Source organism: Gryllotalpicola protaetiae (assembly GCF_003627055.1).
Classification (GTDB): Bacteria; Actinomycetota; Actinomycetes; order Actinomycetales; family Microbacteriaceae; genus Gryllotalpicola; species Gryllotalpicola protaetiae.
In genome coordinates this window covers 272,619-285,169 of record NZ_CP032624.1, presented here as the reverse complement: position 1 = coordinate 285,169, position 12,551 = coordinate 272,619, and the positions used below count along the sequence as shown (strand labels likewise).

Below are 12,551 nucleotides of genomic sequence, written 5' to 3'. Positions count from 1 at the left end.
GACAGAACGGCGCGCGGCGATGCGCGTGTTACCGAGCCCGGTCTGCGCCAGGCGGAACGGATCGAGCCGGGCGCCGCGGCGCGGTCAGGCGGCTGCGGCCTCGGCGTCGCGGTCGCCGGTGCTGCGGTAATCGGCGGCGACCATGATCGGCTTGTGGTCGCTCACACCGGCCGGCAGCGTCGTCACGCCGCTGATGTCGAGACCCGTTGACGTCGCGAAGTCGAAGTGGCCGCGGAAGTACCGGTACCTGGCGTAGGTGCTGCTGTCGCTGCGGTTCAGCTCGTAGCCGGACTCGACCATGCGCGCGCGCAGGTTCTTGTGGAACCAGGGGTAGTTGAAGTCGCCGACCATGAGGGCGGGCAGGCCGGGCCCGAGCTCGCGCAGCTTCTCGTGCGCGGCGTCGATCTGCGCGCGGCGCAGCGAGTTCACGGCGGTCAGCGGTGAGGCGTGGAACGACGCGATGACCACCTCGCGCTCTTCCTCGGTGTCTTCGAGCCGGGTGCCGACCACGCGCTCGTCGGCCGGCGCCAGCAGATGGTCGTGCAGCGACTTCTTCAATGCGAAGTTCTCGGTCGCGACCATCGTGAAGCGGTGCTCGCGGTAGTAGAGGGCGAGGCCCAGGCGGTTGCGCAGCGTGGCGCCGGCCAGCTTGAGCGCGCCGATGCGCTCGGGGAGCCCGGTGGCGCCGCATTCCTGCAGGCACAGCACGTCGGGATCATGGTGCTCGACCAGCGGCACGAGCTCGCCGCTCGCGTGGTTCTCGCGGAGGTTGTAGCTGATCACCTTCATCGCGGACACATTACGACGACAAGCCGATGATTGCTCGGGGTTGCGCTGGGCATGTCGGGTGGACAAGCGGTGAATAGGTGGTGAGCGGATGCCGTGGAGCGCGTTCGGCTCATGGTGAACCCCGCCGTGCGCGATCTCGTGGTGTCATGGGGAAGTAGCGCTCAGGAGGCACCATGACCACCCTCGATTCCATCGAACTCACGACCATCGACGGGCGCAGCACCACGCTCGCCGAATGGTCGGGCAAGGCCAAGCTGATCGTCAACGTCGCGAGCCGGTGCGGCCTCGCGCCGCAGTACGAGAAACTCGAGGCGCTGCAGCGGGAGTACGGCGACCGTGGATTCACGGTGATCGGATTCCCCAGCAACCAGTTCCTCCAGGAGTACGGCGACAACGAGAAGATCGCCGCGTACTGCTCGGCGACCTGGGGCGTGACCTTCCCGATCATGGACCGCATCCGGGTGAACGGCCGGCACAGGCATCCGCTCTACAAAGAGCTGGTGACCACGCCGGACAGCGAGGGCGAGGCCGGCAAGATCAAGTGGAATTTCGAGAAGTTCCTGGTCGCCCCTGACGGCGCGACCTGGCGCTTCCGGCCCAAGACCGAGCCGGACGACCCGCGGGTGATCGCGGCGATCGAAGCCGCGCTGCCTCTCTAGCGAGCCAGATCACGTCGCGGCCGAACGACTCGACCAGCAGGGCGAGCGCGGCGGCGACGCCGAGGGCCGCGGCGGGCGTGGGCAGCAGCGTCGAAGCCGCGAGCACCAGCGCGATGCCGCACGCGGCGGTGACCACCTTGCGCCAGTAGCGCGGCGGGAGCTGCGCGGTGAGCCATGGAGCCACCCAGCCCGCCGCGACGAAGACGTAGCGCATCAGCCCGATCGCGAGCACCCACCAGCCGAGCAGCGGCGCGGCGCCGACGCTCAGGGCGAGCAGGGCGAAGGCGTCGACCTCCATATCGAAGCGCGCGCCCACGGCGCTCTCCGTGTGCGTACGGCGCGCGAGCCAGCCGTCGACCGCGTCGAGCGCGAGCGCCGGGGCCGCCACCGCGACGAGCAGCTGTGGGGGCACCGGCTGCGACAGCGACGTCACGACGAGCGCGGTCACGAGCCCGATCAGGGCCGAGCGCGCTGCGGTGGCGGCGTTCGCCGGGCCGAACCGCTGCGCGCGCGAGCGGATGAGGCCGCGCGCCAGCAGCGCCGCGGCGACGGCGAGGTACGCGGCACCGGCGACCCAGCCCGCAGGCGTCAGCGGGGCGGCGCGGCCGAGCAGATACAGCGCCGCGGCGCCCGCCGCAAGCCACCACCAGGGAATCGATTGAACCCTTGCCATCGTCGTCTCCGTGTACTCATCATGACGCTCAGAGTGGACACGGATTCCAGGGGCCGATCGGTTCACCGCGGCGACCCCGGCGATGCGATGGCGTTCTGGGCGACCGGCCCGGGCGTGGGCGAGTTGCGCGCACAGCCGCTTGCGGCGCGCCGCGAGGGCGAGGTGGCGGTGCGCACGCTGTGGACCGGCATCAGCCGCGGCACCGAGTCCCTGGTGCTGCGCGGTGCGGTCCCGGAGTCGGAGAGGCAGAGGATGCGGGCGCCGTTTCAGGACGGCGAGTTCCCGTTCCCGGTGAAGTACGGGTACTTGAACGTGGGTGTCGTCGCCGACGGGCCGCGCGAGCTCGCGGGCCGGGTCGTGTTCACCCTGTTCCCGCACCAGTCCGCGTTCGCCGTTCCCGAGGCGGCGGTCACGCCCGTGCCGGAGGGCGTGCCCCCGCGTCGCGCCGTGCTCGCCGGCGCGGTCGAGACGGCGGTCAACGTGCTGTGGGACGCCGACGCGGCCGTCGGCGACCGCGTCCTCGTGATCGGAGCGGGCATGATCGGATGCTCGGTCGCACGGCTCGCCCACGGCATCCCCGCCTCTCGCGTGACGCTCGTCGACGTCGACGCGAGCAAGGCGGCGGTGGCGGAGCGGCTCGGCGTCGCCTTCGCCGCGCCGGATGCGGTCGGCGACGGCTTCGACGTCGTGATCGAGGCGAGCGGCACGCCCGCAGGCCTCGCGCTCGCGCTGCGCGCCGCGCCCGACGACGGCGAGGTGGTGGTCGCCAGCTGGTACGGGGACAGGCCCGTGCCGCTCGAGCTGGGCGGCGACTTCCATTCGCGGCGCCTCACGATCCGGGCGAGCCAGGTCGGGGCGGTCTCACCGCGTCGGCGCGCGCACCGCTCGACCGGTGAGAGGCTCGCCCTCGCGCTCGAGCTGCTGCACGACGACGCGTTCGACGCCCTGCTGTCGGGCAGCTCGCCCTGGACGGAGCTTCCCGAGGTGATGGTCCGCATCGCGGCGGGTACCGAACCGGCGATGTGCCACACGATCGACTGGGCGCGCGCATGAACGCGAGGTTCTCGGTGACCGTGCGCGACCACATGATGATCGCGCACAGCCTGAAAGGCGAGGCGTTCGGGCCCGCGCAGGCGCTGCACGGCGCGACCTTCGTCGTCGACGCCTCCTTCTCTGCGACCGAGCTCGACGAGGACGGCATCGTGATCGACATCGGCCGCGCGACGGAGGCGCTGCACGAGCTGGTCGGCGGCTTCAGCTACCGCAACCTCGACGACGTGCCCGAGCTGCGCGGGGTCAACACCACCACCGAGCGGCTGGCTCAGCTCATCGGCGACGGGCTCGCGGCCCGGGCGCGGGCAGGCGAGTTCGCGCCCGCCCGGCTCACCGGCATCACGGTGACGCTGCACGAGTCGCACGTCGCATGGGCCGCCTACGAGGTCGAGCTGTGACCCGCGTGGTCTGGTTCCTCGTGCCGGCCGGCATCGACGACCCCGAGCGGGTGAGCGGCGGCAACGTCTACGATCGACGGCTGCGTGACGGGCTCGCGCAGCGCGGCTGGGACGTGCGGATGCTGGAGGCGGCCGCCGCCGCCGACGTGCCCGCCGCGCTCGCCGCGGTTCCCCGCGGTGCGGTGGCGCTCGTCGACGGGCTGGTCGCGGGGTGGGCTCCCGATGCGATCGGGGCTGCGGCGGCCATCCGCCTCATCGTCCTCGCCCACATGGTGCTCGGAGCGTTCGCCGACGCCGACGGGGCCGCGCTCGACGCCGAGCGCCGCGCGCTGGCGGCAGCCGGCCGGGTGATCGCGACGAGCGCGTGGACCGCGGGCGAGCTCGTGCGTCGCGGACTCGTCGACGAGGAGCGGGTGAGCGTCGCGCTACCGGGCGCGTCCGGCGCCCCGCAGGGGCACGCTCCCGGATCCGAGCACCGGCTGCTCTGCGTCGGCGTGGTCGCGCCGCACAAGGGGCAGGACGTGCTGCTCGAGGCGCTCAGCCGCCTGCGCGCCCGGGAGTGGACGTGCACCCTTGCCGGCTCGCTGGCCGTCGCCCCCGATTTCGCGGCCGGGGTCGCGCGCGCCGCGGCCCGCTTCGAGGGCCGCGTGCGCACGCCGGGCGTGCTGCGCTCGGCCGAGCTGGAGCGGGCCTACCGCGGTGCGGGGCTCGTCGTCGCACCGTCGCGGGCCGAGAGCTTCGGCATGGCGCTCGCCGACGCCCGCAGCCGTGGGATCCCCGTCATCGCGAGCGCCGCCGGCGGCATCGGCGAGGCCGTCGCCGGCGGCGGCGCCCTGCTCGTGCCGCCCGACGACCCGGAGGCGCTCGCGCACGCGCTGTGGCGCTGGCTTGCGAACCCGCGGCTGCGCGCGCGGCTGCGGGCGGAGGCCGTTGTCGCGACGCACCGGGCGCCGCGATGGGCCGACACCGTCGCCGACGTCGACCGGGTGCTGGGGGCCGCATGAGCATCATCTCGACCGTCACCGCCGACTGGCTCGGCCTGCGCCAGGGCGCGGACGACGCGGCCAGGTCCGAGGCGCTGGCCGCGCAGGCGGCGCACCTCATCGCACCCGGCCCCGTCGTCATCCACGACCTCGGCAGCGGCACGGGCGCGATGATGCGCTGGCTCGCGCCGCGCCTGCCCGGCCCGCAGCACTGGGTGCTGCATGACGGGGACCACGAGATCCTGGCGCGGCGCCCGCCGGGTGCGGCGACGGATGCCTCAGGCCGGCCCGTGCTCGTCACCACGAGCGTCGAGCCGCTCGCGGAGCTCGCGGAGCACTCGCTCGGCGGGGCGTCGCTCATCACGGCCTCAGCCCTGCTCGACGTGATCACCCTCGAGGAAGCCGCGGCGATCGTCGCCGCCTGCCAGCACGCAGGGGTGCCCGCGCTGCTCAGCCTCACGGTGACGGGCGACGTCGCGCTGGACCCGCCCGACGCGCTCGACGAGACCCTGCGCGCCGCGTTCAACGACCATCAGCGGAGAGCGGCCGGCGACCGCCGGCTGCTCGGGCCCGACGCGGTCGCGGTGATCGGCGCGCTGTTCGACACGATCGGCTGGCGGGTGCGCACCGAGCGGACGCCCTGGCGCCTCGGCCCCGACGACGAGGCGCTGTTCGCGACCTGGCTCACCGGCTGGGCGGGTGCGGCGGAGGAGCTGCTGCCGGACCTCGCCGCCGAGACCGCGGACTACCTGGGCCGGCGTCGGGCGCAGCTCGCGGCAGGCGCCCTACGCGCCGAGATCCAGCACGAGGACGTGATCGCATGGCCGCGCTGACCGTCTCGGCCCGCACCCGCGCGTGGGTCTCGCTCGGGCTCGGCGCAGCCGTGCTCGTCGGAACGGCCGCGACGGTCGGCGCCGGGCCGTTCGTCCACGGCGTGCGCTCGCTCACGCCGGCCGCCGTCGTCGCGGCGCTGGCGCTGACGGCGCTCGCGACGGCCGCCGCCGCATGGCGGTGGCGTGCGCTCGCCGCACGGGTCGGGGTTCCCCTGACACGGCGTCGCGCGGTCGCCGAGTACTACCGCTCCCAGTTCCTCAACTCTGTGCTGCCCGGGGGAGTGGTCGGCGACGTCGACCGCGCGTGGCGGCACGCCACCGCCGCCAGCGATACGGCCGCCGCAGCACGGGCCGTTGTGGGCGAGCGCACGGCGGGCCAGCTCGTCCAGCTGTGCGTCGTCGCCGTCGCGCTGCTCGCGCTCGGCGCCGGGTCGGCGCTGGCCGCCGCGGCGTGGCCCGCTCTTGCGACTGCGGGGCTGGTCGCGGCGGCGGCGATCGCCGTGGCGGCGAGCAGGGCGGGGCGGCGGATGCTGCGCCGCGAGCTCGCCGCGCTGCGCACGGTGTTCGCGAAGCCCGGCACCGGGGTGACGGTGGTCGTCGCGTCCGTCGTCGTGCTGGGCGCGCATTCGGCGACTTTCGTCATCGCGGCGCTTCTGGTCGGCGCGCATGCGCCGCTGCCCGAGCTGATCGCGCTGGCGCTGCTCGCGCTCACCGCCGGGTCGCTGCCGATCAACCTGGGCGGGTGGGGTCCGCGCGAAGCATCCGCCTCCCTGTTCGCAGCCGCAACCGGGCTCGGGGCCGCGACGGGCGTGGCCGCGGGCGCGGCGTTCGGCGTGCTCGCGCTCATCGCGGTGCTGCCTGGCGCCGTCTTCGTCCTCATGCGGAGGCGGGCGTGACCCGGCGGCCGTACGTCACCGTGAGCTGCGCGATGTCGCTCGACGGCTATCTCGACGACGCCCGGCCGGAACGGCTCACGATGTCGAACCGGGACGACCTCGAGCGGGTCGACGAGTTGCGCGCAGGCCAGGACGCGATCCTGGTGGGGGCGAGCACCATCCGCCGCGACGACGCGCGGCTGCTCGTGAAGAGCCCCGCCCGGCGCGATCGGCGCATCGCCGCCGGGCTGCCGCCGTCGCCGGCGAAGGTGACCGTGACGTCGAGCGGGGAGCTGTCGCCCGACGCCGCATTCTTCGCGCAGGGCGACTCGGCGAAGCTCGTGTACTGCCCGTGCGACCGCGCCGACGAGCTGCGGAAGCGCCTCGGCGACCGCGCCACGGTCGTCGGCCTCGGTGACGGCCGGGTGCCGATGGGCGAGCTCGCGACCGAGCTCGCCGAGAGGCGCGGTGTACGCAGGCTGATGGTCGAGGGCGGCGGCAGCGTGCTGACGCAGTTCCTCGCCGACGACCTCGTCGACGAGCTGCAGCTCGTCGTCGCCCCGTTCTTCGTCGGGCAGGCCGGGGCGCCGCGCATGGTCGAGCCGTCGTCGTTCCCGTGGACGGCCGCCCGGCGCGCCCCGCTGCTCGAGACCCGCCGGATCGGCGACGTCGTGCTGCTGCGCTACGCCCTGTCCGAGCGCTGCCGATGAGCCGCCGTCGCCTGCGGCCCGGCACCGCCGTCGCCGTCGCCCTGCTCGTCCTCATCCCGCTCGTGCCGGGCCTGCTCGCCGCGCGCCGCGCGGCAGCCATGATCGCGCTGCCGGCCGAATCGATCGTCGCCGTCATCGTGCTCGCACTGCTGCCATGGCGGGCGGCGCGCGTCGCTGTCGCCGTGCTGTTCGGGGTGCTCGTCGGCGCCGGACTGCTCGCCGCCGCGGCCGATTTCGGCTTCGAGCAGTCCCTCGACATCCCCTTCGACCCGAGCGACAGCCCGCAGCTCATCGACGCGTTCGGCGTGCTGCGCTCGTCGATCGGCGCGGGGTGGGCGGTCGCGGTGCTCGTCGGGGTGGTGCTGCTCGCGCTGACGGTCATGGCGACGCTCGCGTGGGCGGGGCTGCGGGTCGCGGCGGCGGTCAGGGCGCGGCCGCGCCCGGGTGGCGCGACGCTGGTCGCGGTCGCCGCGGCCTGGGGGGTGCTCGCGCTGGTCGGGGTCTCCATCATTCCGGGGCGGCCGGTCGCGGCATCCGCCTCGATCGGCGCGATCGGCCAGGCTGCGCAGCAAGCGGCCGAGACGCGCACGGCCGTCGCGCGGCTGCCCGCAGAGATCACATCGGATGCCTACGCCGGCCTGCCCCCGTCGCAGCTGCTCACGGCGCTGCGCGGCAAAGACGTCGTGTTCGCGTTCGTCGAGAGCTACGGCCAGGTGGCGGTGCAGGGCACCGGCTTCTCGAAAGGCGTCGACCGGACCCTGCACGCCGGGCAGGCGCAGCTCGACGCCGACGGCTACTCGGCGCAGAGCGCGTGGCTCACCTCGCCGACCTTCGGCGGGCTCAGCTGGCTGGCCCATTCGACCCTGCAGACGGGGCTGTGGGTCGACAAGCAGCCGATCTACAGCAAGGTGATCCGCAGCACGAGGTTCACGCTGAGCGACGCCTTCCACAACGCAGGGTGGAAGACCGTCAGCGACGTGCCGTCGGACGCGCAGCCGTGGCCGTTCGGCACGTCGTTCTACCACTACGACGAGCTGCTCACCGCGAACAACGTCGGCTACCAGGGCCCGAGGTTCGGCTACGCGCGCATCCCCGACGAGTACACCTGGAAGTACTTCGCCGACCACGAGCTCGCCGGCCCCCACCAGCCGGTGATGGCCGAGGTCGACCTCGTGTCATCGCACACGCCGTGGGCGCCTCTGCCGCAGCCCGTGCCATGGTCCGCGGTCGGCGACGGCTCAATTTACGGCCCGCAGCCGGCCGAGGGCGACTCCGCCGAGGACGTGTGGCGCAGCGCCGCCGGCGTCCAGCAGGCCTACGCGCAGTCGGTGCAGTACTCCCTGGGGTCGCTGTTCGACTTCCTGCACAACGTCGACGACCCGAACCTCGTCGTGATCGCTCTCGGCGACCACCAGCCGGCGGCGATCGTGAGCGGCGCGCACGCGAACCACGACGTGCCGATCGGCATCATCTCGAAGGACCCGAGCGTCATGAAGGCGATCGCCTCGTGGCACTGGCAGTCAGGCATCCGCCCGTCTCCCACCGCTCCGCTCGAGCGCATGGATGCTTTCCGCGACCGCTTCCTCGCCGCCTTTTGAACCCGGGCGGCCGCACTCTCGTGGTCTTGGTATGCGTCTTCCACTTGTATTGAGGGTCATCAGCGCCGTGCTGCTGCTTGGTGTCGCCGGCATCCACCTGTTCCTCGTCTTCGACGGCGTCGGCGGCTCGCTCGGCGTGCTGTTCGTGCTTCAGACCATCGCCGCGGTCGTGCTCGCGATCGCCGAGCTCGTGACAAGCGGTCCCCTCCTCGCGCTCGCCACGGTGCTCAGCCTGCTGTTCCTGATCGTCAGCCTGCTCGCGCTCGTGCTCGCGCTCACCGTCGGGATCTTCGGCATCACCGAGGTGTGGAGCTTCACGCTCGTGCCCGAGACCGTGATCGTCGAGGCCGTCGGGATCGTCGTGCTCGCGGTTTCGAGCGCGGTCGTGCTGCGCAGGCGGCGCGCGGCCATAGCCGTCTGAAACCCGGCATCGCTACGCTGACCGCGTGACTGGCCAGGATGCCTCGAACCGCCGCGGCCTGCGCGGCGACAGCGTCGACCTGAACCCGCTGTTCGCCCGCCCGGGGGAGGCGGTCGAGCTGCCGCTGTTCGACTTCCCCGACGACGAGATGCTGCCGGAGACGGCGTATCAGATCGTGCACGACGAGGCGATGCTCGACGGCAACGCCCGGCTCAACCTCGCGACCTTCGTCGGCACGTGGATGGAACCCCAGGCTGATCAGCTCTACGCCGAGACCGTCGACAAGAACATGATCGACAAGGACGAGTACCCCCAGACCGCGGCGATCGAAGAGCGGTGCTGGCGGATGCTCGCCGAGCTGTGGCACGCGCCAGACCCGGCGCGCGCGATCGGCACCTCGACGATCGGCTCGTCAGAGGCGTGCATGCTCGGCGGCCTCGCCCTCAAGCGCCGCTGGCAGCTCGCCCGGCGCGCGGCGGGGAAGCCGGCCGACCGGCCGAACCTCGTCATGAGCTCGGCTGTGCAGGTCTGCTGGGAGAAGTTCTGCAACTACTTCGAGGTCGAACCGCGCTACGTGCCCGTCAGCGACGAGCACCCTGTGCTCGACGGGTACCGGCTCGAGGACTACGTCGACGAGAACACGATCGGCGTCGTCGCCATCATGGGCGTGACCTACACCGGCGCCTACGAGCCGGTCGCCGAGATCGCTGCGGCGCTCGACCGCATCGAGGCGAGTACGGGCCTCGACATCCGCATCCATGTCGACGGCGCATCGGGCGCGATGATCGCGCCGTTCCTGCAGCCCGACCTCGAGTGGGACTTCCGGCTGCCACGGGTCGCGTCGATCAACACCTCGGCGCACAAGTACGGGCTCGTCTACCCGGGGCTCGGCTGGGTGCTGTGGCGCACGATCGACGATCTGCCGGAGGAGCTCGTGTTCCGCGTCAGCTACCTCGGCGGCGATCTGCCGACCTTCGCGCTCAACTTCTCGCGGCCGGGTGCGCAGGTGCTGCTGCAGTACTACACGTTCCTGCGGCTCGGGCGCGCCGGCTACACAGCGGTGCAGGCCGCGACGCGCGACGTCGCGCTGTACCTCTCAGGCGAGATCGCGAAGCTGGGGCCGTTCGAGCTGCTCGGCGACGGCAGCGACATCCCGGTCTTCGCCTGGCGGCTGAAAGCGGACGCCGCGCGGAAGTGGACCCTCGACGACCTATCGGCGATGCTGCGCGGTCACGGCTGGCTCGTGCCGAGCTACCCGCTGCCCGTCGACCTAGAGACCGTACGGGTGCAGCGCATCGTCGTGCGCAACGGCCTCGGCCGCAACCTGGCGCGTGACTTCCTGCACGACCTGCGCGCGAGCGTCGCCTACCTCGACAGCATGGATGCCCCGCCGCCCGTGCCGCCGACCACCCAGTCGTTTCACCACTGAGGCGAGCTGCGGCTCAGCCCCAGACGTCGCCTGCGATCGAGACGACCTCGCGCACCTTCGCCCACTGCTGCGCCTCGGTGAGCGCGTGCCCGTCCTGCGTCGAGGCGAAGCCGCACTGGGTGCTGAGGGCGAGCTGATCGAGGCCGACATAGTGGGACGCCTCGTCGATGCGCGCCTTCACCACGTCGGGGTTCTCGAGCGCGCCGTCCTTCGATGTGAGCAGCCCGAGCACGATCTGCTTGGGGCCGGAAGGAACGTGCCGCAGCGGTTCGAAGCCGCCGGCGCGCTCGCTGTCGTACTCGAGGAAATAGCCGTCGTAGTCGGTGCCGGCGAGCAGCTGCTCGGCGACGGGCTCGTAGTCGCCCGTCGAGATCCAGGCCGAGCGGAAATTGCCGCCGCATACGTGCGTCGTGACGGCCAGGTCCTTCGGCTTGCCGGCGAGCGACGCGTTGATGAGCTCTGCATATCGCTCGGCGAGGCCCTCGATGCGGATGCCGCGGGCGGCCGCCTTCTCGCGCTCTGCCCGCGAGCACAGGTACGTCCAGGTGGTGTCGTCGAACTGCAGGTAGCGGCAGCCCGCGTCGTAGAAGGCGCGCACCGCGTCGCGGTAGGTCGCGGCGAGGTCGTCGAAGAGCTCTTCGTGGTCGACGTACGGCCCGCCCGCGAGCCCATCGCGGTCGAGCCGGAAGTGCAGCACGGCGGGTGACGGGATCGTCAGCTTCGGGGTGACGCCCGCTGGGGCGATCTCGCGCAGGAACCCGAAGTGCTCGAGCATGGGGTGCCCGGGCGGGAACCCGAGCCGGCCGTCGACGAACATCGCCTGGTTCCTCGTGCGCAGGCCGCCGAGGTCGATCCCGCTGTCGGCTCCCGTCACCGTGAGGCCCGAGAGGCCCGCGAAGAAGTCGTACTGCCACGAGCCGCGGCGGAACTCGCCGTCGGTGGCGAGGCGCAGCCCGGCATCCGCCTGCCTCGCGATCACGTCGCGCACGGCGTCGTCTTCGACGGCGCGCAGGGCCGCGTCGTCGATCGCCCCGGCGTCGCGCTGCGCGCGTGCCTGCCGGACGGCGGCGGGGCGCAGGTAACTGCCGACGACCTCGGCGCGGAACGGGGGAGCGCTCGCCGCGGACCCGCGGTGGCGCGTGATCGGCAGGGCGGCGGGCACGAGCGCGGCGGCTTGGGTGCGCAGCGCCTCGACGACGGCGCGCACCCCGCGGCGGTGCAGCGTGTCGGGGCGGGCGAGCACGTCGATGCGGCGTATGGCGGCGGCGCCCTGCGCGAGCGGGCGGGTGCGCACGCCTTGCACGCGGTACGACGCGCCCGTGTGCCGCGGCATGAGGGCGATGCAGTCGGATGCCTGGAGCATCGCCGTCATCACCGCGAAGTCGTTGACGCGGTGCGCGATGAGCGGCTCGGCGCCCGCTGCCGCCCCGATCGCGTGCACGGCGGCAGCCAGCGGCGCATCGTCGTGCGCGACGATCCATTGCAGGCCGCGCAGCTCGGCCACGCCGACCGGTGCGGTGTCGTCGCCCGTGTCGAGCCGGTGGCCGGCGCGGAAGACGAGGTCGAGCGGCTCGGTGACGAGCGGCACCACGGCGAGCTGGGCCGGCCACTCGTCGCTGCCGACGAGCCGCTGCGCGATGACGAGGTCGGTGTCCGCGACGAGCCCCGGGTAGTCGGCTTGCCGCACGTCTTGATCGCGCAGCACGAGCCGGGGGCGGCCGGCGATCGACGCGTGCAGCAGCCCCGGGAACAGCGACACGGCGGCCGAGTGGAAGGCGCTGATCGACACGGGTGCCGCCGAGTCGTCGTGGAACTCGGTGATCGAGTTGGCCGCGTCGATGAGGGCGGATTCCACGGCGACCGCGGCGTCGGCGAGTGCCGCCCCTGCGGCCGTGAGCACGGTGCGACGCCCCTCGAGCTGGGTCAGCGGCACGCCGACCGAGCGCTGCAGGCCAGCGAGCTGCTGCGAGACCGCCGAGGGTGTGACGCGGAAGGCGGCGGCGACGGCCGCGATGCTGCCGCGGTCGCGCAGTTCGCGCAGTGCGCGCAGCTGGGCCAGTTCCATTAGGTGAGTCTAATGGTTTGGAAAAGAGATTGGGGTCTGGTCTTGTGTATCCCGGGCCCGCAGGG

General features: G+C 72.9%; 12 protein-coding genes and 1 pseudogene. 10 read left to right on the top strand and 3 right to left on the bottom strand.

Going from position 1 to position 12,551, the window contains the following annotated elements; translation table 11 throughout:
• Positions 1 to 84 precede the first annotated feature (84 nt).
• Positions 85 to 789 carry an endonuclease/exonuclease/phosphatase family protein gene (locus tag D7I44_RS01400; RefSeq protein ID WP_120787851.1) on the bottom strand — a complete coding sequence of 235 codons (705 nt, stop codon included), beginning with the start codon at positions 787 to 789 and terminating at the stop codon, positions 85 to 87.
• Between the two features lie 173 nt (positions 790 to 962).
• Here D7I44_RS01400 and D7I44_RS18520 point away from each other — a divergent pair, with 173 nt between their 5' ends.
• A complete protein-coding gene (locus tag D7I44_RS18520) occupies positions 963 to 1,448 on the top strand; it encodes a glutathione peroxidase (RefSeq protein ID WP_120787850.1) in 486 nt (161 codons plus the stop codon).
• Between the two features lie 127 nt (positions 1,449 to 1,575).
• Here the strand turns inward: D7I44_RS18520 and D7I44_RS18670 are convergent.
• Positions 1,576 to 2,121, bottom strand: a pseudogene (locus tag D7I44_RS18670) (CDP-alcohol phosphatidyltransferase family protein); the annotation flags it as partial.
• Between the two features lie 21 nt (positions 2,122 to 2,142).
• Here D7I44_RS18670 and D7I44_RS01385 point away from each other — a divergent pair.
• Genes D7I44_RS01385 through gad form a run of 9 tightly spaced genes read left to right on the top strand, consistent with a single transcriptional unit; the run spans position 2,143 to position 10,421 of the window.
• Positions 2,143 to 3,174 (top strand): zinc-dependent alcohol dehydrogenase, encoded by a 1,032-nt coding sequence (locus D7I44_RS01385; protein ID WP_245979875.1) that lies wholly within the window; start codon positions 2,143 to 2,145, stop codon positions 3,172 to 3,174.
• Positions 3,171 to 3,572: a 6-pyruvoyl trahydropterin synthase family protein gene (locus D7I44_RS01380; RefSeq protein WP_120787848.1), complete on the top strand. Its 402-nt coding sequence runs from the start codon at positions 3,171 to 3,173 to the stop codon at positions 3,570 to 3,572. Before D7I44_RS01385 ends, D7I44_RS01380 begins: the two co-directional genes overlap by 4 nt.
• Positions 3,569 to 4,576 (top strand): glycosyltransferase family 4 protein, encoded by a 1,008-nt coding sequence (locus tag D7I44_RS01375; protein ID WP_120787847.1) that lies wholly within the window; start codon positions 3,569 to 3,571, stop codon positions 4,574 to 4,576. Before D7I44_RS01380 ends, D7I44_RS01375 begins: the two co-directional genes overlap by 4 nt.
• The gene (locus D7I44_RS01370) at positions 4,573 to 5,388 is read left to right on the top strand and encodes an SAM-dependent methyltransferase (RefSeq protein ID WP_120787846.1); all 816 of its coding nucleotides are present in this window, start codon (positions 4,573 to 4,575) and stop codon (positions 5,386 to 5,388) included. Before D7I44_RS01375 ends, D7I44_RS01370 begins: the two co-directional genes overlap by 4 nt.
• Entirely contained in the window at positions 5,376 to 6,284 is a 909-nt protein-coding gene (locus D7I44_RS01365) for a lysylphosphatidylglycerol synthase domain-containing protein (protein ID WP_120787845.1), read from the top strand. Before D7I44_RS01370 ends, D7I44_RS01365 begins: the two co-directional genes overlap by 13 nt.
• Positions 6,281 to 6,973: a RibD family protein gene (locus tag D7I44_RS01360; protein WP_120787844.1), complete on the top strand. Its 693-nt coding sequence runs from the start codon at positions 6,281 to 6,283 to the stop codon at positions 6,971 to 6,973. Before D7I44_RS01365 ends, D7I44_RS01360 begins: the two co-directional genes overlap by 4 nt.
• Positions 6,970 to 8,571, top strand: a complete 1,602-nt coding sequence (locus tag D7I44_RS01355; protein ID WP_120787843.1) for an alkaline phosphatase family protein — start codon at positions 6,970 to 6,972, stop codon at positions 8,569 to 8,571. The genes D7I44_RS01360 and D7I44_RS01355 overlap by 4 nt, the downstream gene beginning before the upstream one ends.
• A 31-nt stretch (positions 8,572 to 8,602) precedes the next feature.
• Entirely contained in the window at positions 8,603 to 8,992 is a 390-nt protein-coding gene (locus D7I44_RS01350; RefSeq protein ID WP_120787842.1) for a hypothetical protein, read from the top strand.
• A gap of 25 nt (positions 8,993 to 9,017) precedes the next feature.
• Positions 9,018 to 10,421 (top strand): glutamate decarboxylase, encoded by a 1,404-nt coding sequence (gene gad / locus D7I44_RS01345; RefSeq protein ID WP_245979872.1) that lies wholly within the window; start codon positions 9,018 to 9,020, stop codon positions 10,419 to 10,421.
• Positions 10,422 to 10,434: 13 nt separating this feature from the next.
• Here the strand turns inward: gad and D7I44_RS18510 are convergent, their stop codons facing one another.
• Positions 10,435 to 12,486: a 5-methyltetrahydropteroyltriglutamate--homocysteine S-methyltransferase gene (locus D7I44_RS18510; RefSeq protein ID WP_120787841.1), complete on the bottom strand. Its 2,052-nt coding sequence runs from the start codon at positions 12,484 to 12,486 to the stop codon at positions 10,435 to 10,437.
• Positions 12,487 to 12,551 lie beyond the last annotated feature (65 nt).

Excerpts from the sequence above, each read along its gene's own strand:
- D7I44_RS01400 (WP_120787851.1), bottom strand. The coding sequence starts at position 789 with ATGAAGGTGATCAGCTACAACCTCCGCGAGAACCACGCGAGCGGCGAG.
- D7I44_RS01370 (WP_120787846.1), top strand. The coding sequence starts at position 4,573 with ATGAGCATCATCTCGACCGTCACCGCCGACTGGCTCGGCCTGCGCCAG.
- D7I44_RS01355 (WP_120787843.1), top strand. The coding sequence starts at position 6,970 with ATGAGCCGCCGTCGCCTGCGGCCCGGCACCGCCGTCGCCGTCGCCCTG.
- D7I44_RS01380 (WP_120787848.1), top strand. The coding sequence starts at position 3,171 with ATGAACGCGAGGTTCTCGGTGACCGTGCGCGACCACATGATGATCGCG.
- D7I44_RS18510 (WP_120787841.1), bottom strand. The coding sequence starts at position 12,486 with ATGGAACTGGCCCAGCTGCGCGCACTGCGCGAACTGCGCGACCGCGGC.
- D7I44_RS01365 (WP_120787845.1), top strand. The coding sequence starts at position 5,376 with ATGGCCGCGCTGACCGTCTCGGCCCGCACCCGCGCGTGGGTCTCGCTC.
- D7I44_RS01385 (WP_245979875.1), top strand. The coding sequence starts at position 2,143 with ATGACGCTCAGAGTGGACACGGATTCCAGGGGCCGATCGGTTCACCGC.
- D7I44_RS01350 (WP_120787842.1), top strand. The coding sequence starts at position 8,603 with ATGCGTCTTCCACTTGTATTGAGGGTCATCAGCGCCGTGCTGCTGCTT.
- D7I44_RS18520 (WP_120787850.1), top strand. The coding sequence starts at position 963 with ATGACCACCCTCGATTCCATCGAACTCACGACCATCGACGGGCGCAGC.